Here is a 19,453-nt window from a genome sequence, read left to right as displayed (position 1 = left end):
AAACATCGTTCGATTGCTGGTTTTTTAGCAGGCGTATTTTCTTCACTATGTGCGTATCAACTTTGCCAAAAGAATAAGCCTAAAATTCATGTGATTAAATCTTTGGCTTATCCGTAACTGGGGTTATTTATAGTATTAAAGAAATAATATGAATAAATTCTAAGGCTTATTTAAGCACTTTCTGATTGTTAAAAAATGTAATCATATTGCCAATGTACTTTGTGTTGTTTCTCTGTGAAAAGTACACAATCTGGTAGTTTTTAATAGCTCATTTTCCTTAGGCATGGTTCATAATTTCATAAAGTATGTAAAAAGATGGATGATCGGTTTGGATATCGCAGTGATCGGTAGTGGTATGGCTGGACTGGCTACCGCAAGAATTCTTAAAGATGCAGGGCATAACATTACAATTTTTGAGGCGCTGCCTGGTCGTGGAATGGACAGTCATAGCATCGAATTTGAGGATGGTTTAATTGATGCGCCGTTACGGGTCATGAACCCACATTTGTGGAAAAACACCCTCAGCTTGGCCACACATTTAGGCATTAAAACTTATCCTGTGCGTACTTATATGGCGTGCAGTTGGTTATTTGAAGATCGTACCGAAACTTGGCTGACCACAAGCCGTACCCGTATTGGTAATTTCCCAATCATTAACAACCGTAAAGGCATACAACAATACGGCTGGCGTTTGGTAAAAGGCATGTTGCAGTTAAAAACAGCCATCGCTAAATTTTTCAAATCTAAAAACCAAGACATTACCCTTGCGGAATTTATCAACCGTAACGAAATTGAAGAAGTGTTTTGGCATGGTGCAGTGATGCCAGTGCTTTACACCATTTGTACTTGTGACCCTAAAACCATTGGTGAATGGCCAGCAAAACCATTGTTGGTATTTTTACGCCAATTGACTGATGGTGATGCATTATTGCGTTTACAAGGTGGCACGCCTGCATTGGTTGATAAGTTGATTGAAGGTATTAATATTCAAAGTGGTGCAGCGATTACTCGTGTTCATCAACAAGAAGATGGTGTAATTGTTGAAAATTCTGAGGGTCAGTCGCAAACATTTGACCGTGTGGTGATTGCAACGCCAACCACTAAAGTCCAAGACTTCTTGGACAATCAACAATTTGCAGAAGATATTGAATTGCTTAAACAGTTCAAATTCGAGCAGGGTGATTTGGTGATTCACACTGATCAAACGGTGATGCCGCCAAAACGTAAAGATTGGTCTGTTTTAAGTTATATGATGGATCGTAAATTTACTCGTCAGCAATTTACGGTATGGCTTAACTCGATCGAACCAACTTTGGTCGGTAAATCGCCAGTGTTCCAAACATGGCGTCCAGTCACACCAATTGATCCGAAAAAGATCATTTCAACGGTAACTTTAACCCGCGCTGTAGTGGATTCAAAGACGGTGGCATTAAACAAAGAATTGCAGCAACGGCATCATCAAGACAATCGTAAAGTGTTCTTCTGTGGTTCATGGTCGTGCGATGGTTTACCAATTTTAGAATCTGCAGTGACTTCCGCTATGCATATTGCAGAAATTTTTGGTGCACCATTACCGTTTATTGATTTAAAACCACAAGTTGAGGTTGCGCCGCAATTAGGTTATTAAGTTTAGGGTCTGTTGATATTTCATAAATGGTTTGTGCTGTAGGCTAAAACTGAGCAGATCAGGCATGAAACGCAGGGAATAGTGAGACTATTGCCAAGTTTCATAACGCAATCTGAGAAAGTTTTAGCCACATGAGCAAGAACAAAGCACTGCTTTGTTTGCTGCGCAAGGGGACAAGCATATTTTTTGCTGCTATTGCGTTATGAGTCAGTCATTTAGAATGACTAAATTTCCTGCCTCATGCCTTATATCAGCTAAAAAATATGCGTTGTCGCAAACATAGATGAATTATCAACAGCCCCTCTTTTTTGAATTAGACTGAGTCAGTATGAAATGGCAACAGGCGATACGACAGCATTTTCCAAAACATAAATATGCCATTCAAGCGGCATATTTGGGAGATACTTCCGCATTGCCGTGGAGTAATTTAGGTTATTGGTCAGATGCAGTGGGATCTGATTATCCCGCTGCATGTCAAAATTTGGCAGCGCATTTGGCCGCAGCAGTGCATTTAAATTCAAAAGATGTTGTGTTGGATTTAGGCTGTGGGCAAGGTGCCAGTCTTAAATATTGGTTGGAACACTATCAAATACAACGACTTGAAGCTGTTGAGCTACAAGATCATCATGTGCAGTCGATTCGACAACATTTAAATTCAAATATTAAAATTCACGCTGCTTCATTTTTAAATTTAAAAGCACTTTTTCCACAACCACGTTTTGATGTGGTGTTCTGTATTGATGCGGCATATCACAGTCATTTGAATTCATTTTTAAGTCAGGTCAATGCAGTTTTGAATTCAAACGGACGTTTGGGCTTTCATTATTTAATTTGGGCAGAACAAGCGCCACCACATGCATTCAAACAGCTGCAATATCGTGCCTTATTAAAATCTGCCGATGTCAATTTTAAAGATCTAATGTCCGAAAGTCAGCTTCGAGCGGTCTTGGCACAGTTTGAATTTAAACAGATTCAGGTGGAAGATTTGTCGGCACAAGTTTTGGCGGGTTTTGCTGACTATGTGAATCAGCATCTCAAGCATCGAGTACAAACGCGAGATGCAGACTGGTTTAAAATTGCCATGACCGCACGTTTATGTGCCAAGCTCTATGCAGATGGCTGGATTAAATATGTGCAGGTGAGTGCGGAAAAAGCTTAATCTATTGTAATGAGCTGTTAGATGATGGGATTTTTCGGTGTTTAGTTGTCCATGCTTAGCTTTAAATCCTACCCACCACATGAAACTGCTTCGGTAAAATTTTTGCGCCACACGTCAATTGATCCCCGACATAAGCCACGGCTTTGTCATCAAAAAGAATATGATCGTGACTTTTTATAATTGTGGACCAACGCTGGCACTTAGGGCAGAAATGTCCATTACCCGCCACTAAAAATAAATTTCCCATTTGAGAAACATGCATTTGATTGGCAAGGATGATTCCACCATGATTGGTCATGGAATGATGCGTTGCAAAGCTTTGAGCCATGAGGTATTCCTTAAACTAGAAAACTTTAGAGAAGCATTGTTTTAATACTCAATTTTCTAAGACTTATAATTTTAAATTTTTATTTTAATTCACAAAAATATTTTTAAATGTCAGTCTATATGGATGAAACATCAACAAAATAGACCATCAATATAAAAATAAGCTCTGAAATATGTGTATTGCATTCTAAAGTATAAAATACATTTAACAAGCTAAAAATCACAATCCCGTATTGCGGTTAAAGTTTTGCAGATAGATAGACGCCCTGAATAAATTGGAGATTCGGGCAGCATGAGGAAGATAAAAATATACGTTTATAAAAACAAAAAACCTCATAAATTTTTAATTTATGAGGTTTAATATGGTGCCGGCACACGGATTCGAACTGTGGACCTACTGATTACAAGTCAGTTGCTCTACCAACTGAGCTATGCCGGCGTTGTGTAGAGAATTTTACAGAATTTTTACGTGTGCGCAAGCCAAAAAGTAACCGTTTAATGCAGGGCATAGAGTTTTTGAAGATTTTGTACACAGTATTTTGGCGCGTTACAAACGAGGAAATCACATAGAAGGTTTTGTATGAAATGAGCCCAGCGGGTGGGCTCATTGAAGAAAATAACTTGAAATGAAGTGTGAAAAGCGATTATTTATTTTTTAAGATGCGATCTAAATCCTGTGCACATTCTTCTAAGGTAAAGGCCATATCAAGTTGCATTTGTGGTTTGAGTTCATTTGCGAGCGTTCTCCATTGTTCAATTAGGCGAATGGCTTTTTGAATCTTATGTTTGTTGATGTCTTTGGCGATGGTAGGCGTATATCCTCCACGTTTAGCATTTTTAATTTGTTTGACATAATTTTGGCTGTTATTCATGTTCGCTCCCGAATAGCAGTTATATATGTAAGGCATTTGCATGCTTTTATTATGCTAAAGCTTAATGATGACCCTTTTATGTAGAAAGCTGAGATGACGAAATAAAAATAAAAAAAGGTTTTGATAAAAAACAATAAATTTCTTCACCTCTCCTTTTTTGACGGCATAACTCAGTTGTAGCATAGCGATTGAAGATTGTCTTGACTGCAGAGTAACGCAATGTGTCATGTTTGTTGATTTTTCATCAATAGAGGGATTGAGGATTATCAAAATTGGCGATGGAGATGGTCTTAACTGCAAATTCCGTTTATCGCTTTATCCATTTTACGCTCTAGATAATTGCCAAGTTGCTGATTAGAATAGCGCCACTATAAAAATAGCAACGATAATAACAATGCAAAGTTCACTCTTTGCTGTATTAGAAAAATTTGGCTTAAGCCCTCAACACCGCACAATTCATATCCAGTTTTCTAATTCAGCCTTAAATCATCAGGTCTTTTTGCAGTGCGTTTATGGTCAGCATGCCATCAACCAAGGTTTGCAGATGGATGTCTTATGCCTCTCACCGCATGCAAATTTGCCGTTGAAACAATTTATTGGCAGTCAGGTGGCTGTAGATCAACTCACCGATCAAGGCGAATTATTTCGACATAGCGGCATTATTACTGCAGCAGCGCAAGGGCAAAGTGATGGCACGCTCAATCTCTATAAATTGCAGATTCAGGATGCAACGGCTTTGTGGCATAAACGCCGCAACAGTCGGGTATTTATGAATAAAACTGTGGTGGAGGTGAGTGAAATTCTGTTTAAAGAATGGCAAGACCGCAGTGCATTATTTGCTGCAAGTTTAAGTTTAGATTTAAGTGGTCTCAGTCAGCGTTATGCAGTTCGACCTCTCATCATACAATCCAACGAAAGCGATTATGAGTTTTTAACCCGTTTGTGGCGTAGCGAAGGCATCAATTGGTTGGTGGATGAAAAACAACCTTGGGTTGAGCATTTTTTAACGCCTATGGATACACAAAAATTAAGACTGATTGAGCAGAATAGTCATTATCAGCCCTTAAAACGTAGACGAGTGGCATTTCAGCGTACAAGTGCAATCGAGCAGCGGGATAGCATTTACACTTGGATGGCACAGCGTAACCTGCAACCCACTGAAGTACAGTTACAACGCTGGCAACCCGATCTTTTGGTGCAAGACCAAAATTCAGTACAGTTCACATCGCCCTTACAAAGTAGCACACAAAATAGTGAAGCTTTAAGTTTAGAACAGGCGTGGTGCGTGAGTCCTGCGTGGATGCAAGACTTAACTGGGCAAGATCAGGTGACAGCTGCAAGTACCGAACAATTAGAACAATTGGGACAACAATTGGCGCGATATTATGATTTACAGGCAAAATATTTTTCCGCGCAAAGTAATTTACGTGATGCGCAAGTGGGGTATTGGTTTGAATTACACGGGCATGCTGAAATTGATCAGCATCCCCAACCTGAACGAGAGTTTTTAATACTGTCCAAACAGTTTTATAACCAAAACAATTTAGCACCTGAATTACAACAGCATTTTTTGAGTCTGCTGCAACAAAGTCAGTGGACATTTCAGTTACCGTTGGAGGGTGATCCTCAACAATTTTGTCAATTGAATTTGATTCGACGACATATTGCGCTCGTTCCAGAGTTTAATCCATTACTGCATCGTCCCGTGGCTTATCCACAGCGCGCTAAAGTGGTTGGACCTGAGGATGAAACCGTGCATGTAGATGCGTGGGGGCGTATTAAAGTTCGGTTTTTATTTACCCGAAGTGATGACCACTTGCATGATGGTGGTGCGGGTGCCAACGACAATGAGAGCGATTCGGCGTGGGTGGATGTACTCACACCGTGGGCAGGTGAGGGTTATGGTGCAAGATTTCACCCACGTATTGGTGAAATTGTGGTGGTGGATTTCTTTGATGGCAATATTGATCGTCCTTTTGTGGTTGGACGTTTACATGAGGCAGAACGACAACAGACACAATTCGATACAGTTGGAACTCTACCCGATACCAAATACTTGAGCGGGATTCGTTCACAAGAAATACGTGGTGCAGGGTTTAACCAACTTCGCTTCAATGACACCACCAAACAATTCAGTGCGCAATTGCAGAGTAGTCATGCTGCGAGTCAGTTGAATTTAGGATATTTGAGCCATCCAATGCGGCAGGAGGATTCAATTGGGCGCGGCGAAGGCTTTGAATTAAGAACTGATCGGTGGGGAGCTGTGCGTGCAGGTGCAGGCTTACTGCTTTCAACTCATCCACAAGCACAGGCACAAGCGTATCATTTAGATGCGAGTCCTGCCAAAAGGCAATTGGAGTCCAGTTTAGCGGCAAGCAAAGGCTTAAGTGAGTTGGCACAAAATCAGCAAACAGATCCTTTGGAAACACTGGAGCATCTCAAAGAATTTTTAAATCAAATTGAACTAGAAGATCAAACTAAAGCGGCAAGTTTTAAGCAGGCGGTTATGATTCTTTGTGCGCCCAACTCAATTGCAGTTTCAACTCAGCAAGATTTACACCTTTCTGCAGATCAACATATTCATCAAAGTGCCGCAGGCAGTATTAATGTTTCTACCCAAAAATCTGTGATTACACATGCACGCGATAAAATCAGTTTATTTGCAGCGGAGCAAGGTATACGTGCTTTTGCAGCCAAGGGAAAAGTCGAAATTCAGGCACAAGATGATGGTGTAGATTTTTTTGCACGGGAAGGGATTCAAATTATTTCAACTGAGGGGCGCATTGAAATCAGCAGTCCGAAAGAAATTGTGCTAACGGCAGGCGGTTCACAAATCAAAATAAATTCAAAAGGTGTGTTGAATACAACAGGTGGGAAATTTGAATGTAAGGCGGGGCAGCATTGTTTTGAGGGTGGGGAACGGGTGGCAAGCGTCCAATACAGTTTGCCTCAAGCTGAGACTGAATATAGTCATCAAATTGATTATCAGTGGGATGTTGCAACTGAAGATGAGAAAGAGATTTTTGTTGTCGGAAAGCAAGATGGAAGGCTCATTAACACGAATAAAAATATACAAGATGCAAATCAGAGTGTCAGTTCATTAAGATTTTATACGTCAGAAAAAACTGAATTCGTTGCGTTAGGGTTTAATTCATCCTATGTCTATTTAACTCAGTCGGCTGTACAAGATAATAATATTGATGAATTATGGGCTGAAATAGAAGAAGAAACAGAATTAGAAGAAGATGAAGTTTATGCAGAAGAGGATTTAGGCTAATGAGTAATTTAGTCACAATTACATCAAAATTTTATGATCGTTCAGGGCGTCGGGTGATCAACTTAAATGTTATGTCTAGATACCAAGGTTCAAAACGTGAAAATCTTCAGAAAACTGATCTTCATGGGCAGTTTGTATTTCAGGCATCTCCACAAAGAACAGTAGAAATACTGGCAAAACCACCCAATCAAAAAGATTTTACTGTTTTTAAGGTCATTCATACATCTATTGGTTCATCATCACAAGATCCAATAAAAATTCAGTTACCTAAAACAATTGAAGAATATAAACAAAAAGAATTAGGTGAAACCAAAGCTAGAATTGTTACAACTACTTTTAAAGTGGTAGATTGTGCTGGGAAAGTGGTTTCAAATTTTCCTATTCAATCAAGACCTAGAGGGCGGAAAAATGCTTATGAACGATATACCAATGAAAATGGGATCGTGGAGGTATTGTCATCACCACAGCGTGATATTGAAATTTTGGTGTTAACTTCAAATGATCAATTTGTCGTGAAATGTGAGGTAAATTCTAAAAATGGCTCACAGCAGCCGATTTTAATACAACTCGATGAACCATATAGTAATTTCAAAAGCCGATCTGAATTAAAACTAAAAGATAGAACAGGTGAGCAGTTAATTGAAACTCCAACTGATATTGAAATGTTGATGTTGGATACGGGTAAAAAACAGATAATTACCATTTTAAATGGCAGTACTCCATTGTTCAGTATGGTGGGGCAGCGTTTGCAATTTAGAGTATTAAAGCCGAATGGGGATGCTTTAAGCCCTGTGACTTATAGTGCAAAAAGAATGCGTGCAGATGCGGTTGAATTGCGTTTGGATGTGGAGGTTGTTAAAGGTATCACGGCAGAGGGTAGGCCGAGTATTGAGAAAAGTATCAAGTATAATTTAGAGGAGATAGTTTCATTAAGTTTTTTTAAAGCTGTTTATGGCTCTAATAAACTATTTTCTCATCGTGTAATGAAAGGGCGATCGACACATAATACTCCACCTGAAAAATTTGTTATAGAGTTAAACAAAAGCCTAATTAAGCATAATCTTAAAGACAAATTAATGTTATGTCATTTTTTAGCACAAATTTATCATGAGTGTGATCATTTTAATACATTGATTGAGTATGCGAGCGGTAAGGATTATGATATTTCAAATTTTCCACCATCTGTTTGTGATATAAAAAAAAGCCGAGCATGTAGAAGAAGAAAACAAATTTTGGCTGAAGGAAACACATCTTTAGGAGATGGCCCTAAATACAAAGGGCGAGGCTTAATTCAGCTAACTTGGAAAAGTGCGTATAAAAAATATAAAAGCTATTCTGGAATTGACGTGGTTAATAATCCGGAATTACTCTGTGATGATTTATTTCATGCTGTAGATAGCTCAGTCTGGGCTTTTAATGTATTTAAAAATGCTGATAGTTTAATTCACAAAGGATATAAAGATTTAAATGGCACTTATAGTGATAACTATCATTTAAAAGTTGTTGAATCTGTTAGTAGGAGAATAAACGGTGGAAATAATGGTATGGCTGAAAGAAAAAAATTATTTATAAAAATATTAAAAGAGGTTGAGAAAAGAGATGGATTTAAATAAATTTTATCTATTTTTTTTATTGCTTTTTACTTGTTATGTATCGGCAGAAGAAATATTGATTAAAGAAAAAAATAGTATTTATTATAATGAAAACGGAGAAAATTTCTTATTATTTAATAAAAAAGACTATTGTTTTGATAAAGATGCTTTTTCAGTAGAGTATTTTGGTATTCCTTTAAAAAAATATGTAGTGGTCAATTATACTGAAGACTGTAATCCAAGTGGGCAGTATCGAATATTTGAAATTTCTTCCCTGAAGGCAAAAGAATTTTATTTAAGTCCTTTGTATGATCCTGAATTTATAAATAATCAGATTATTGAAAGGTTCAAAGATGGAGCAATCAGCTACAAAAGAATCTATACATTAAAGTCTGGAAGCTATTCAAGACAAGAGGAATGGAAATCTTTGGCTCCAAACATAAATATAAGTACTTATTTTTTAAATGGTTATAAAGTTTATGTGCTTAAAGATGACTTAGGAAGAGAGATTCAAAATCTGATGATAACTTCTCCTAAAGCATTCTTGTTTGATCGTTATTTTATTCGGAAAAAGTCTTATCTCATCCAAGGGGATCGAGTCAAAATAAACCATATTGCAAAAAACAAAGATAATTTTTTCCTAAGTATTGATTATATTAGTAAAAAAAATGGAGTGGTAAAGGCATATATTATGCTGTCCGATGTTATTTGATGTATAGGATAATCCTCATGAAGTCGCTTTGTAGCAACTTCATGATAGCTTTGATCAACCTTCCAAAACTTCTTCTAGCAACTCCTCACTCGGGGCAAAGTAATATGCACCATCCAAGGCGGTGACGAAATGCAATAAACGATCGTGGATGCCATCACCTGAAGTACCAAACATACGTTCTAACATGGCATCAATAATGCTCAAATCTTTGGTATAGGCAATAAAGAATAAACCCTGATCGCCCTTGCCATCACCATAAGGTAAAGAATGGCGCAAAATTTCCATTTCATCGCCTGCATCATCTTCAACGACAGTACGTGAAACGTGCGAATTTTCAGGTTGTACATCTTCATCTAATTCAATCGATTCTAGCTTGGTACGTCCAATCACGTGTTCTTGGGCATCGACTTTGAGCTTTTTCCATTTTTCTAAATCGTGGCAATAGCGCTGTGCAAAAATAAATGAACCATCGGCAAACACGCCTGCATCTTCGCCTAAAAGTGCAACTTCAGCACGATCATCTGGAAATTGTGGGTTTTCGGTACCATCAATAAAGCCAGTCATGTCGCGTCCATCAAAATAACGGAAACAGACCCGTTCATCCAAGACTTCAATTTTGTCTTGAATCCCTTCAAAAAAGGCCTGACTGAGCGCAAAGCAAATATCTGAACGGGCACTCGCGAGATGAATAATCACATCCGCAGGCACGACAGGCATTGGGTACGCCCCTTGAATCGGTTGTAATTGTTTAAAACCATCTGGAGATTGCTCATAGAGTTGTGCCCAAAGTTCAGGACCAAAAGCGACGCCAGTTTTAATTTGGGCATGTGGATGTTGGGTAATCAAACGATCCCGTGTGCTAAACAAGTCAGCCAATTTTTCTTTTAACTCAGCAATGCTTAAGTCTTTTAAACGTAGTACAAGAAAGCGAGCATGATCTGAAGGTAGTGGCAAAATTACTGATTGGGCAGTCATGTATAGCTCCTGAAAATTTGTTGTTTTCTATAAAGTTGACGTTATTGTGCCTGATTGTATGCAGGCTTAATAGCCTCAACCCGATTTTTATTCCACGTTTTTTAGTCATGAGATTAAGTGAAATATCATATAATGCACTGTCTTGTGAAAAGCGGCGATATATGTCTTATCAAGTTTGGATTGCGTTTATGTTGGCCTGTTGGGTGATTAGTGTTTCACCTGGCGCGGGTGCAATAGCATCTATGTCGAGTGGTTTGAATTATGGTTTTCGACATGGATATTGGAATGCGATTGGTCTACAACTGGCTTTATTATTGCAAATCGCGATTGTAGCTGCAGGGGCAGGGGTATTATTTGCCACAACGCCTTGGGCATTTCTAATCGTGAAATGGTTTGGTGTGGCATATTTGTTATATCTGGCGTATTTGCAATGGGCAGCGCCTGCACAGTCGATTGAAATTCAGCATGAGCTGACGCGAAAATCTGCTGGAAAATTGGTGATGTACGGCTTTTTAGTCAATATGAGCAATCCCAAAGCAATTGTGTTTTTATTGGCAGTTTTACCGCAATTTTTAGATTTATCTAAACCACAATGGACGCAATATGCAATTATGGCGTTGACCATGATTAGTATTGATTTGATTGTGATGGCGGGCTATACGGGCTTGGCTGCTAAAGTTTTACGTTTGTTAAGATCACCGAAGCAGCAAAAATTCATGAATCGTACTTTTGCTGCATTGTTTGCAGGCGCTGCTTTTTTGTTGAGTTTGGTGCATCAGTAATGCCTTCAATTACACAAAAGTGTATGTTGTAATTATAAAAAAATAGATTGAGATTTACGTTGAAAATTAAAGGTATTCCGCGAGCACGTTATTGGCAACATTGGTGGATTTGCATGTTGCTTTTGAGTTTTTCAACTTTAATTGCAATTGGATTAGCGATTCACTTTTCAATAGATCGCGTGTTTTGGCCAATTGCTTTGATGGTGCATTTGAGTATCAATTTGATTTTTTCTTTTGTATTTGCCGCTTTGCAAACTTATTTTAAACATACAGTGTGGCAAAGTGTGGTGTTGATTAATATCACAGCTGTGTTGTTGATTGCCATTCATGCAATGTTTTATCTACAAACAATAGATTGGAATGCTGTTTCAGAAGCTCAGCAGCAACTGAGTCTTTTACAGCAAGTGATTCACAGTGATATGGCACTGTGGATAGTGTACATGCTGCTACTTTTGGTCGTAATGCTCATTGCTGCAATAAAAAAATATAGATACTCATGAACGAAAAACTAAGCCATCGTTCTGACTTTTTGTACGCTAAAAATCACCGCAAAAATGATCGCCATAGTCATCACAATACTTAAACCTGTCGAAATATTTAAGCCCGCACTTGACCATAAACCTACGCTGACTGCAATTTGCGCCACAATAAATGCCCAAATCACCATTTGTTTAGGCGAGTGAGCCAATAAACGTGCGGTTAAGGCGGGAATCACCAGCAATGCGCCCATCAATAAAGAGCCGACTGCACGTAAAGCCAATACCGTAAATAATGCCAACAACAACATAAAAATCAGGCGTTGCCATTGGGCATTCACGCCTTCACTAACCGCAATATCAGGGTCAATTGCGATTTGAATTTGTGCCTGCCAAAATTTATACAGCACCGCTAAAGCAACAATAATCACTAGGGCAAATACAGGTAAATCTGCCCATGAAATGGTGAGTAAATCACCAAATAAATAGCTCAGCAATTCAGGACGCAAACTTGGAATATGCTGAATAAAGAGCAAACCTGAACAGAGCAAGGTTGCAGAGCAGAGCGCCAATAATGCATCATTTGGCAACCGTGGATCATGTAAAATCCACAAAACACCCACCAATAATAATGCCAAGAATGTCACGCCCATCCACAGAGGCAAACTCAACGCCCCTGCAATCGCCACACCCAATAACGTACCATGTGCCATCGTATCGGCAAAAAAGGACATGCGTCGCCACAGCATTAAACAGCCAAGTGGGGCGGTCAAAAATACCAATAAACTGCCCATGATCCATGCAGGTAACAGCAATTGTAGCCAATCCATCATGGGTTAAGCTTCCGGTTCAGGGTGAATATGAGGACGTGAATCATGCTGACAAGGCTCGGCATGATCCCCATGTGCACAGTGTTCATGGTGGTGTTGATAAAACACCCGATTGGTTCCAAAAATAGCTTGGTATTCAGGATGTTGCTGTACATTTTCGGGCAAACCGCTACAGCAAATGTGTTTATTTAAACATACCACACGATGCGTACCTTGCATGACCCATTGCAAATCATGCGACACCATCAACACCGCACAGCCATATTTGCTCGGTAAGTTGCGCACATAGTCATACAGTTCAGCTTCGGACTGAATATCTAGTCCTTGCATCGGCTCATCCAGTACCAAAACATCAGGTTGACGTAATAAGGCGCGTGCCAATAGCACCCGTTGCCGCTCACCACCAGACAGTTGTTGTACTTTTGAATCTTGCAGTTTGGCAATGCCAGTATCGCGGATAATTTCTGCTTTAATTGCGTCTGGGCATTTTTCTAAAGCCAGTAAATCTTTCACTCTTAAAGGCAAGCTGTGTGAAGGATTAAACTTTTGCGGCACATAAGAAAAGGTCAATTTGCGAGCATTTACGAGCTTGCCTGCATTTGGTTTGACAATGCCAAGCAAGACTTTAATTAGAGTCGATTTTCCTGCGCCATTGGGGCCAATTAGCGTGACAATTTCATGTGCATGTAATTCAAAATCGACATTTTTTAAAATATCGCGCTCATCTATTCGCACCTGAATATTGTGCAAGGCGATGAGCGGTGCAGTGGTTATTTGCTGTTGCACTGCTGACATTTTCCAGAAATCTCAATAATGCTGTGATGCGGGCTAAAGCGGTCAGAGGCTGCCAACTGATCTAATTGCTCTAATAAACCTTGCGCTGAAGCTTCTTTAACGACTTTACATTCAGTACAGATCAAAAAAGCCGCTTGGTGTCCTTCACGTGGATGACAGCAAGGAATATATGCATTGATTGAAGTCAAACGGTGAATTAGTCCTTTTTCCAGTAAAAAATCCAAAGTACGGTACACCGTTGGCGGTGCTGCAGGACGATCAGACTCACTTTTAATTTTCGCCAATAAATCATAAGCACCCATTGGTGCAGATGCCTTGAGAATGAGTTCCAACACTTCTTTACGTAGCGGTGTTAAACGAGCACCTGTTGCCGCACATAAACTTTCAGCTTCGGCAAGACGTTGATCGACATTGTGATGGTCGTGAACGCCATGTAATGCATTGTGATGCTCGTGCGAACATAAGCTCATAGCCACCCCAGTTGAACTTTAAAAGAAAAACGACAGTAAATCTTAGCATGAAGCGTTATTAGTTTCGATTATACGTAGGTATTTTTATAAATTTGTTATATTATAACATTTGTCGATTTTTCGTGATATGCCGCAATGTTTCGTTTATTTAGTTTCTGTCTTTTAGCGTTATGCAGTACTGTCAGCATGGCGCAGGCTTTGGTGGTGTCTACCCATCCTATCTATTTGATTGCCCAAAAAGTCACGCAAAATATCGAAACACCCACGTTATTACTGGCAGATCAAACAGGGCATGATGTATCGCTCACGCCTGCACATCGAAAAATCATCCAAGATGCGGATTTAATTATTTGGCTAGGTAAGGCGCATGAAGCACCGCTAGAACGTGTATTACATCAAAATCCTAAAGCGATTGCTTTATTAGATACGGGCATTATGAAAACTTTGCCGCAGCGTTCAGAACGTGGTGCAGCATTAAAAAATACAGTAGACAGCCATGTCTGGCTAGACCCAAACAATGCGGTGCGTATCGGCTTCTTTATTGCCGCGTTACGTTCTCAGCAAATGCCTGAACATCGCGATGCTTATTGGAACAACGCACGTGCCTTCGCACAGAGTTTATTCAAAAGTGCAAGTCAGTTTCAGACTCAAACTGCAGTACAGCCATATTGGGCTTATCACGATGCCTATCAATATTTAGAACGTGCCTTAAATTTAGAATTTTCTGGGTCGATGACCAATGATCCGCATATTGCGCCAACAGTCGCACAAATTAAATATTTGAACGATCACCGACCAAATCCAAAAATGTGCCTACTTGCAGAAGGACATGCCAGTAAAAATCAGTATATGAAATTGAATCCAATTGTGTTTCAAAAGGTCGATGAAAGCATGCGCGGCGCAGATGATTTTGTGCAAGCGTGGCAGCAATTAGCCAAGCAAACCAAGGCTTGTGTATTAAATGCACGAAAATGATGCGTTTTTTAAGCAAATTTGAAATATGACAATTCCGAGACAAACATGCAAAAAAACACGACTAAGGTCGGGAAACGATTGCATGTTCAGGGGGCTAACTCTATAATGCCTGCGATAAAAAACGATCATCAGTTGAACTTGTCAAGCATTAATGCTGTGAGTGGATAAAAAAATGAGCCGAACTAGTCGCTTGATTGACCGACGATTAGCTAAAGCTTTGGTCTTCTTACAAGCATTCATGATTCCAGTTTCAGCCCTGATAGCGTGGGTCTTGAAAGACTCAACGGCTGCCTTAAGCGCTGCACTTGGTGCTAGTGTTTGTTGGTTGGCAAGTTGTTATTTTTCATGGCAGTCGTTTCGAGCAGCAGGTGCACGAGCGTCCAGACAGGTTCTTTCGAACATGTATAGAGGAATGCTCGGTAAGTTTGCAATCGTGATCGTAGGATTCATTTTAATTTTAAGCAATGTACAGCCGTTATCCCCGGTGGCATTGTTTTGTGGTTTTATGCTCGTTCAAAGCATGTCGTGGGTTGCGCCATTTTGGGTGTCACGATTACAAAAACGAGTCTAAACGCAGCAAAAATTGAAAAGTTTTTCAGGAATAGGCGAGATATCAAGCAGCACGCGATGTTCGTTTGTTCTATTAGTTTTTTTACATTGACCAGGTGTGATTTATGGCTGCTGAAGAACATGCCCTTACTTCGACCGAGTATATCAAGCATCACTTGACCAATATGACCTATGGCAAAATGCCAGACGGTTCATGGAAGTTGGCTGAGTCTGCTGAAGAAGCTCAACAGATGGGGTTCACTGCTATTCACTTGGATTCAATGGGTTGGTCTATCGGACTTGGTCTGATCTTCTGTTTATTGTTCTGGATTGTTGCGAAAGCTGCAAATTCAGGCGTGCCTGGTAAATTCCAGTCAGTAATTGAAGTGATTATCGAGTTTGTGGATTCAAGTGTACGTGATACCTTCCATGGGAAGTCTCGATTAATTGCACCCTTAGCATTAACCATTTTCGTGTGGATTTTCCTCATGAACTTGATGGATTTAATCCCTGTTGACTTTATTCCTTATGTAGCTCAACAGGCGATTGCATCTATGCTGGGTGTGGACCCTCATCAGGTTTACTTTAAAATTGTTCCGACTACAGATCCAAACATTACCTTAGGTATGTCTATTTCTGTATTCTTCTTAATTATTTTCTATAGTATTCGTGAGAAAGGTGTTGGCGGCTTCGTTGGTGAGTTGGCACTTAACCCATTCAACCCAAGTAATCCAGTTGCTAAAGTGCTTTTAATTCCATTCAACTTATTGTTGGAATTGACTACTTTCTTGGCGCGACCAGTTTCATTGGCTCTACGACTGTTCGGTAACATGTATGCGGGTGAGTTAATCTTCATTCTTATCGCGTTATTACCGTTCTGGATCCAGTGGGCATTGTCTGTGCCTTGGGCGATTTTCCACATTTTGATTATTACGCTACAAGCATTCATTTTCATGATGTTGACTATCGTGTACATGAGCATGGCAAGCGAAAAGCATTAATGGTATGGCCTAACTGTCATCGGGCGGTTGGGCACACAATTTTTTAACTTAATTTGGTATAAACCTAACCTCTGAGGAATTATCATGGAACTCACTTTAGGTCTAGTTGCAATTGCATCTGCTATCTTGATCGCTTTCGGTGCTTTAGGTACTGCGATTGGTTTTGGTCTTCTAGGCGGCCGTTTCCTTGAAGCTGTAGCTCGTCAACCAGAATTGGCTCCACAACTTCAAACTCGTATGTTCTTAATCGCGGGTCTTCTTGATGCTGTGCCTATGATCGGTGTTGGTATTGGCTTGTTCTTCATCTTCGCTAATCCATTTGTAGGTTAATCAGCTTAATTCCGAAATTCACTATTTGAGGAATTTGCAATGAATATCAACCTCACATTGTTTGGCCAAGCGATTGCGTTTGCGATTTTCGTCGCATTCTGCATGAAGTTTGTATGGCCACCACTAATCAATGCGATTAGTGAACGTCAGCGTAAAATCGCTGATGGCTTAAACGCTGCTGAAAAAGCGAAGGCTGACCTTGCAGATGCGCAAGCACAAGTGAAAGCTGAACTGGACGCGGCAAAAGCACAAGCGGCTCAATTGATCGAACAAGCGAACCGTCGTGCAGCGCAATTGGTCGAAGAAGCTCGTACCCAAGCGTCAGCTGAAGGTGAGCGTATTCGTCAACAAGCTAAAGAAGCTGTTGATACTGAAATCAATGCTGCTCGCGAAGAATTACGTCAACAAGTGGCTGCTCTTGCAGTTGCTGGTGCTGAGAAAATTCTTAGCCAGCAAGTTGACGCAGAAGCTCACAATGCCATGCTGACTCAGCTGGCTGCTAAACTTTAAGAGAGGCGGATTATGGCTGAACTCTTGACGTTGGCACGCCCTTACGCAAAAGCAGCATTTGCTTACGCTTCTGAGCAAGGTACAGCTGACTCTTGGTCAACTGCACTTGAATTGCTCAGTGCTGCGGTGCAAGACGAAGCATTTTCAGCTTATCTAAATCGCCCTGAGTTGACACCTGCTGAGCAGGTGGCACTTTTTGCTAAAGTTTTAGGCGAAGACCAAACGCCTGCAGTGTCAAACTTTTTGACTATGCTTGCTGAAAACGCACGTTTGGCTTTGCTTCCTGAAATCGCTGCAGAATATGAACAGCTCAAATCACAGAATAACAATACTGTGGATGTTGTAATTGAATCAGCATTCCCATTGACTTCTGTACAGGAACAACTTCTTACTCATGCGTTAGAGAAAAAATTCAATGCAGCAGTAAATGTTACTGTAGAAGTTAACCCAGCGTTAATCGCGGGTGTGGTTATTCGTGCAGGCGACCAAGTGATAGATGATTCTGCGCTTAATAAGCTTGAAAAAATGCGTACTCGTCTTCTAGCTTAATTGCATATAAGAAGACTGAACTTTAAAAAGATTGAGGTATAGCGCAATGCAACAACTGAATCCATCCGAGATCAGTGCGCTCATTAAACAGCGTATCGGCGATCTGGACACCAGCGCGACCGCTAAAAACGAAGGTACCATTGTTATGGTATCCGACGGTATTGTGCGCATTCACGGCCTTGCTGATGCAATGTACGGTGAAATGATCGAATTCGACGGCGGCTTATACGGTATGGCACTGAACCTAGAACAGGATTCAGTGGGCGTCGTTGTTTTAGGTAACTACTTAAGCCTTCAAGAAGGTCAAAAAGCTCGTTGTACAGGTCGTGTATTAGAAGTTCCGGTTGGTCCTGAACTTCTTGGCCGTGTCGTAGATGCTTTGGGTAACCCGATTGATGGTAAAGGCCCTATTGATGCAAAACTGACTGATGCTGTTGAAAAAGTAGCACCAGGCGTAATTTGGCGTCAATCAGTGGATCAACCTGTACAAACTGGTTATAAATCAGTAGATACAATGATCCCAGTAGGCCGTGGTCAACGTGAGTTGATCATTGGTGACCGTCAGACTGGTAAAACAGCAATGGCGATCGATGCGATCATCGCTCAGAAAAACTCTGGCATTAAGTGTGTGTACGTAGCAATTGGTCAAAAACAATCGACTATCGCTAACGTTGTGCGCAAGCTAGAAGAAACTGGCGCTATGGCGTATACAACTGTTGTCGCAGCAGCAGCGGCAGATCCAGCAGCAATGTTGTATCTTGCTCCATACTCTGGCTGTACAATGGGTGAATACTTCCGTGACCGTGGTGAAGACGCGCTTATCATTTATGATGACTTGTCTAAACAAGCTGTTGCGTATCGTCAAATTTCATTGCTTTTACGTCGTCCACCAGGTCGTGAAGCTTATCCAGGTGACGTGTTCTATCTACACTCGCGTCTACTTGAGCGTGCTTCTCGTGTATCTGCTGACTACGTTGAGAAATTCACTAACGGTGAAGTTAAAGGTCAAACTGGTTCTTTAACTGCATTGCCGATTATTGAAACTCAAGCAGGTGACGTATCTGCATTCGTTCCAACCAACGTAATTTCGATTACTGATGGTCAGATCTTCTTAGAAACATCATTATTCAACGCGGGTATCCGTCCTGCTGTGAACGCGGGTATTTCTGTATCGCGTGTTGGTGGTTCTGCTCAAACTAAGATCATCAAAAAATTGTCTGGTGGTATCCGTACCGCTTTGGCGCAATACCGTGAATTGGCAGCGTTTGCTCAGTTCGCTTCTGACCTTGATGAAGCAACTCGTAAGCAACTTGAACATGGTCAACGTGTAACTGAGTTAATGAAGCAGAAACAATATGCGCCATACTCAATTGCTGACCAAGCTGTTTCAGTTTATGCATCTAACGAAGGCTACATGGCTGACGTAGAAGTGAAGAAAATCGTAGACTTTGATGCTGCGTTAATTTCTTACTTCCGTTCAGAAAATGCTGCGTTAATGCAACAAATCGATGAAACTGGTGATTTCAACAAAGACATCGAAGCTGCAATCAAAGCAGGTATTGAAAGCTTTAAAGCGACTCAAACTTACTAATTTAGCATTGGCTAGTTAGGGGTTTGGTTCACGGAATCAACCTTCGGAAGCCTG

Annotated in this window: 19 protein-coding genes, 1 tRNA gene and 2 pseudogenes; 15 read left to right on the top strand and 7 right to left on the bottom strand. The window is 40.4% G+C overall.

All coding sequences use genetic code 11. The features are described from left to right. From FTT91_RS13110 to FTT91_RS13100, 3 genes and pseudogenes are all read left to right on the top strand, one after another. Nucleotides 1–117 (top strand): annotated as a pseudogene (locus tag FTT91_RS13110) (IS982 family transposase); the annotation flags it as partial. A 202-nt stretch (nt 118–319) separates the two neighbouring features. After that, nucleotides 320–1,627 carry an FAD-dependent oxidoreductase gene (locus FTT91_RS13105; protein WP_004970183.1) on the top strand — a complete coding sequence of 436 codons (1,308 nt, stop codon included), beginning with the start codon at nt 320–322 and terminating at the stop codon, nt 1,625–1,627. A 328-nt stretch (nt 1,628–1,955) separates the two neighbouring features. After that, a complete protein-coding gene (locus FTT91_RS13100) occupies nt 1,956–2,786 on the top strand; it encodes a cyclopropane-fatty-acyl-phospholipid synthase family protein (protein ID WP_180169591.1) in 831 nt (276 codons plus the stop codon). Between the two features lie 70 nt (nt 2,787–2,856). Here FTT91_RS13100 and FTT91_RS13095 read toward each other — a convergent pair. From FTT91_RS13095 to FTT91_RS13085, 3 genes and pseudogenes are all read right to left on the bottom strand, one after another. Next, nucleotides 2,857–3,114, bottom strand: a pseudogene (locus FTT91_RS13095) (PAAR domain-containing protein); the annotation flags it as partial. A gap of 362 nt (nt 3,115–3,476) precedes the next feature. Continuing rightward, nucleotides 3,477–3,552: transfer RNA gene (locus FTT91_RS13090), tRNA-Thr, on the bottom strand. A gap of 205 nt (nt 3,553–3,757) precedes the next feature. After that, complete coding sequence (locus FTT91_RS13085) at nt 3,758–3,985, bottom strand: hypothetical protein (RefSeq protein WP_180169590.1); 228 nt, start codon at nt 3,983–3,985, stop codon at nt 3,758–3,760. 394 nt (nt 3,986–4,379) lie between these two features. Between FTT91_RS13085 and FTT91_RS13080 the strand changes: the two genes are divergently transcribed. Genes FTT91_RS13080 through FTT91_RS13070 form a run of 3 tightly spaced genes read left to right on the top strand, consistent with a single transcriptional unit; the run spans nt 4,380 to nt 9,566 of the window. After that, nucleotides 4,380–7,262 carry a type VI secretion system Vgr family protein gene (locus FTT91_RS13080; protein ID WP_180169589.1) on the top strand — a complete coding sequence of 961 codons (2,883 nt, stop codon included), beginning with the start codon at nt 4,380–4,382 and terminating at the stop codon, nt 7,260–7,262. Then, a complete protein-coding gene (locus tag FTT91_RS13075; protein WP_131261260.1) occupies nt 7,262–8,875 on the top strand; it encodes a glycoside hydrolase family 19 protein in 1,614 nt (537 codons plus the stop codon). The genes FTT91_RS13080 and FTT91_RS13075 overlap by 1 nt, the downstream gene beginning before the upstream one ends. Continuing rightward, complete coding sequence (locus tag FTT91_RS13070; protein ID WP_180169588.1) at nt 8,862–9,566, top strand: hypothetical protein; 705 nt, start codon at nt 8,862–8,864, stop codon at nt 9,564–9,566. Before FTT91_RS13075 ends, FTT91_RS13070 begins: the two co-directional genes overlap by 14 nt. Nucleotides 9,567–9,620: 54 nt before the next feature. Here FTT91_RS13070 and FTT91_RS13065 read toward each other — a convergent pair whose 3' ends face one another. Then, nucleotides 9,621–10,541 (bottom strand): Dyp-type peroxidase, encoded by a 921-nt coding sequence (locus tag FTT91_RS13065; RefSeq protein ID WP_180169587.1) that lies wholly within the window; start codon nt 10,539–10,541, stop codon nt 9,621–9,623. Nucleotides 10,542–10,702: 161 nt separating this feature from the next. Between FTT91_RS13065 and FTT91_RS13060 the strand changes: the two genes are divergently transcribed. Together FTT91_RS13060 and FTT91_RS13055 are read left to right on the top strand one after the other, a co-directional pair. Beyond that, a complete protein-coding gene (locus tag FTT91_RS13060) occupies nt 10,703–11,323 on the top strand; it encodes a LysE family transporter (RefSeq protein ID WP_026438405.1) in 621 nt (206 codons plus the stop codon). Nucleotides 11,324–11,382: 59 nt separating this feature from the next. Further along, nucleotides 11,383–11,823, top strand: coding sequence for a hypothetical protein (locus FTT91_RS13055; protein WP_180169586.1), 441 nt, complete (start codon nt 11,383–11,385; stop codon nt 11,821–11,823). 8 nt (nt 11,824–11,831) lie between these two features. Here FTT91_RS13055 and znuB read toward each other — a convergent pair whose 3' ends face one another. The 3 genes from znuB to FTT91_RS13040 are packed head-to-tail and all read right to left on the bottom strand — an operon-like array spanning nt 11,832 to nt 13,894. After that, nucleotides 11,832–12,632, bottom strand: a complete 801-nt coding sequence (gene znuB / locus FTT91_RS13050) for a zinc ABC transporter permease subunit ZnuB (protein WP_167845687.1) — start codon at nt 12,630–12,632, stop codon at nt 11,832–11,834. 3 nt (nt 12,633–12,635) lie between these two features. Next, nucleotides 12,636–13,424, bottom strand: a complete 789-nt coding sequence (znuC, locus tag FTT91_RS13045) for a zinc ABC transporter ATP-binding protein ZnuC (RefSeq protein WP_004970152.1) — start codon at nt 13,422–13,424, stop codon at nt 12,636–12,638. Then, nucleotides 13,400–13,894, bottom strand: a complete 495-nt coding sequence (locus FTT91_RS13040; RefSeq protein WP_004970151.1) for a transcriptional repressor — start codon at nt 13,892–13,894, stop codon at nt 13,400–13,402. Before FTT91_RS13040 ends, znuC begins: the two co-directional genes overlap by 25 nt. Nucleotides 13,895–14,029: 135 nt before the next feature. Between FTT91_RS13040 and FTT91_RS13035 the strand changes: the two genes are divergently transcribed. The 7 genes from FTT91_RS13035 to atpA all read left to right on the top strand — a co-directional run bounded on the left by FTT91_RS13035 (nt 14,030) and on the right by atpA (nt 19,399). Beyond that, nucleotides 14,030–14,869, top strand: coding sequence for a metal ABC transporter solute-binding protein, Zn/Mn family (locus tag FTT91_RS13035; RefSeq protein ID WP_104852883.1), 840 nt, complete (start codon nt 14,030–14,032; stop codon nt 14,867–14,869). 172 nt (nt 14,870–15,041) lie between these two features. Beyond that, entirely contained in the window at nt 15,042–15,440 is a 399-nt protein-coding gene (locus tag FTT91_RS13030) for an ATP synthase subunit I (RefSeq protein WP_004970147.1), read from the top strand. 103 nt (nt 15,441–15,543) lie between these two features. Next, complete coding sequence (gene atpB, locus FTT91_RS13025; protein WP_004970145.1) at nt 15,544–16,419, top strand: F0F1 ATP synthase subunit A; 876 nt, start codon at nt 15,544–15,546, stop codon at nt 16,417–16,419. Between the two features lie 84 nt (nt 16,420–16,503). Beyond that, a complete protein-coding gene (atpE, locus tag FTT91_RS13020; RefSeq protein WP_000424060.1) occupies nt 16,504–16,749 on the top strand; it encodes a F0F1 ATP synthase subunit C in 246 nt (81 codons plus the stop codon). Nucleotides 16,750–16,788: 39 nt separating this feature from the next. Continuing rightward, a complete protein-coding gene (locus tag FTT91_RS13015; RefSeq protein WP_004780703.1) occupies nt 16,789–17,259 on the top strand; it encodes a F0F1 ATP synthase subunit B in 471 nt (156 codons plus the stop codon). Between the two features lie 12 nt (nt 17,260–17,271). Further along, nucleotides 17,272–17,808 carry a F0F1 ATP synthase subunit delta gene (locus tag FTT91_RS13010; RefSeq protein WP_180169585.1) on the top strand — a complete coding sequence of 179 codons (537 nt, stop codon included), beginning with the start codon at nt 17,272–17,274 and terminating at the stop codon, nt 17,806–17,808. A gap of 46 nt (nt 17,809–17,854) precedes the next feature. Beyond that, nucleotides 17,855–19,399, top strand: coding sequence for a F0F1 ATP synthase subunit alpha (gene atpA, locus FTT91_RS13005; protein WP_180169584.1), 1,545 nt, complete (start codon nt 17,855–17,857; stop codon nt 19,397–19,399). Nucleotides 19,400–19,453 lie beyond the last annotated feature (54 nt).

Origin of the sequence: Acinetobacter sp. YH12021, from assembly GCF_013420145.1 — a bacterium.
GTDB lineage: Bacteria > Pseudomonadota > Gammaproteobacteria > Pseudomonadales > Moraxellaceae > Acinetobacter > Acinetobacter towneri.
Note: the sequence above shows the minus strand (reverse complement) of the source record. Positions and strands in the feature narration are given on the sequence as shown.

Bases quoted from the DNA above. Each gene is read 5' to 3' on its own strand.
- FTT91_RS13105 (WP_004970183.1), top strand. From the start codon at position 320: ATGATCGGTTTGGATATCGCAGTGATCGGTAGTGGTATGGCTGGACTG.
- FTT91_RS13100 (WP_180169591.1), top strand. From the start codon at position 1,956: ATGAAATGGCAACAGGCGATACGACAGCATTTTCCAAAACATAAATAT.
- FTT91_RS13085 (WP_180169590.1), bottom strand. From the start codon at position 3,985: ATGAATAACAGCCAAAATTATGTCAAACAAATTAAAAATGCTAAACGT.
- FTT91_RS13080 (WP_180169589.1), top strand. From the start codon at position 4,380: ATGCAAAGTTCACTCTTTGCTGTATTAGAAAAATTTGGCTTAAGCCCT.
- FTT91_RS13075 (WP_131261260.1), top strand. From the start codon at position 7,262: ATGAGTAATTTAGTCACAATTACATCAAAATTTTATGATCGTTCAGGG.
- FTT91_RS13070 (WP_180169588.1), top strand. From the start codon at position 8,862: ATGGATTTAAATAAATTTTATCTATTTTTTTTATTGCTTTTTACTTGT.
- FTT91_RS13065 (WP_180169587.1), bottom strand. From the start codon at position 10,541: ATGACTGCCCAATCAGTAATTTTGCCACTACCTTCAGATCATGCTCGC.
- FTT91_RS13060 (WP_026438405.1), top strand. From the start codon at position 10,703: ATGTCTTATCAAGTTTGGATTGCGTTTATGTTGGCCTGTTGGGTGATT.
- znuB (WP_167845687.1), bottom strand. From the start codon at position 12,632: ATGATGGATTGGCTACAATTGCTGTTACCTGCATGGATCATGGGCAGT.
- znuC (WP_004970152.1), bottom strand. From the start codon at position 13,424: ATGTCAGCAGTGCAACAGCAAATAACCACTGCACCGCTCATCGCCTTG.
- FTT91_RS13040 (WP_004970151.1), bottom strand. From the start codon at position 13,894: ATGAGCTTATGTTCGCACGAGCATCACAATGCATTACATGGCGTTCAC.
- FTT91_RS13035 (WP_104852883.1), top strand. From the start codon at position 14,030: ATGTTTCGTTTATTTAGTTTCTGTCTTTTAGCGTTATGCAGTACTGTC.
- FTT91_RS13030 (WP_004970147.1), top strand. From the start codon at position 15,042: ATGAGCCGAACTAGTCGCTTGATTGACCGACGATTAGCTAAAGCTTTG.
- atpB (WP_004970145.1), top strand. From the start codon at position 15,544: ATGGCTGCTGAAGAACATGCCCTTACTTCGACCGAGTATATCAAGCAT.
- atpE (WP_000424060.1), top strand. From the start codon at position 16,504: ATGGAACTCACTTTAGGTCTAGTTGCAATTGCATCTGCTATCTTGATC.
- FTT91_RS13015 (WP_004780703.1), top strand. From the start codon at position 16,789: ATGAATATCAACCTCACATTGTTTGGCCAAGCGATTGCGTTTGCGATT.
- FTT91_RS13010 (WP_180169585.1), top strand. From the start codon at position 17,272: ATGGCTGAACTCTTGACGTTGGCACGCCCTTACGCAAAAGCAGCATTT.
- atpA (WP_180169584.1), top strand. From the start codon at position 17,855: ATGCAACAACTGAATCCATCCGAGATCAGTGCGCTCATTAAACAGCGT.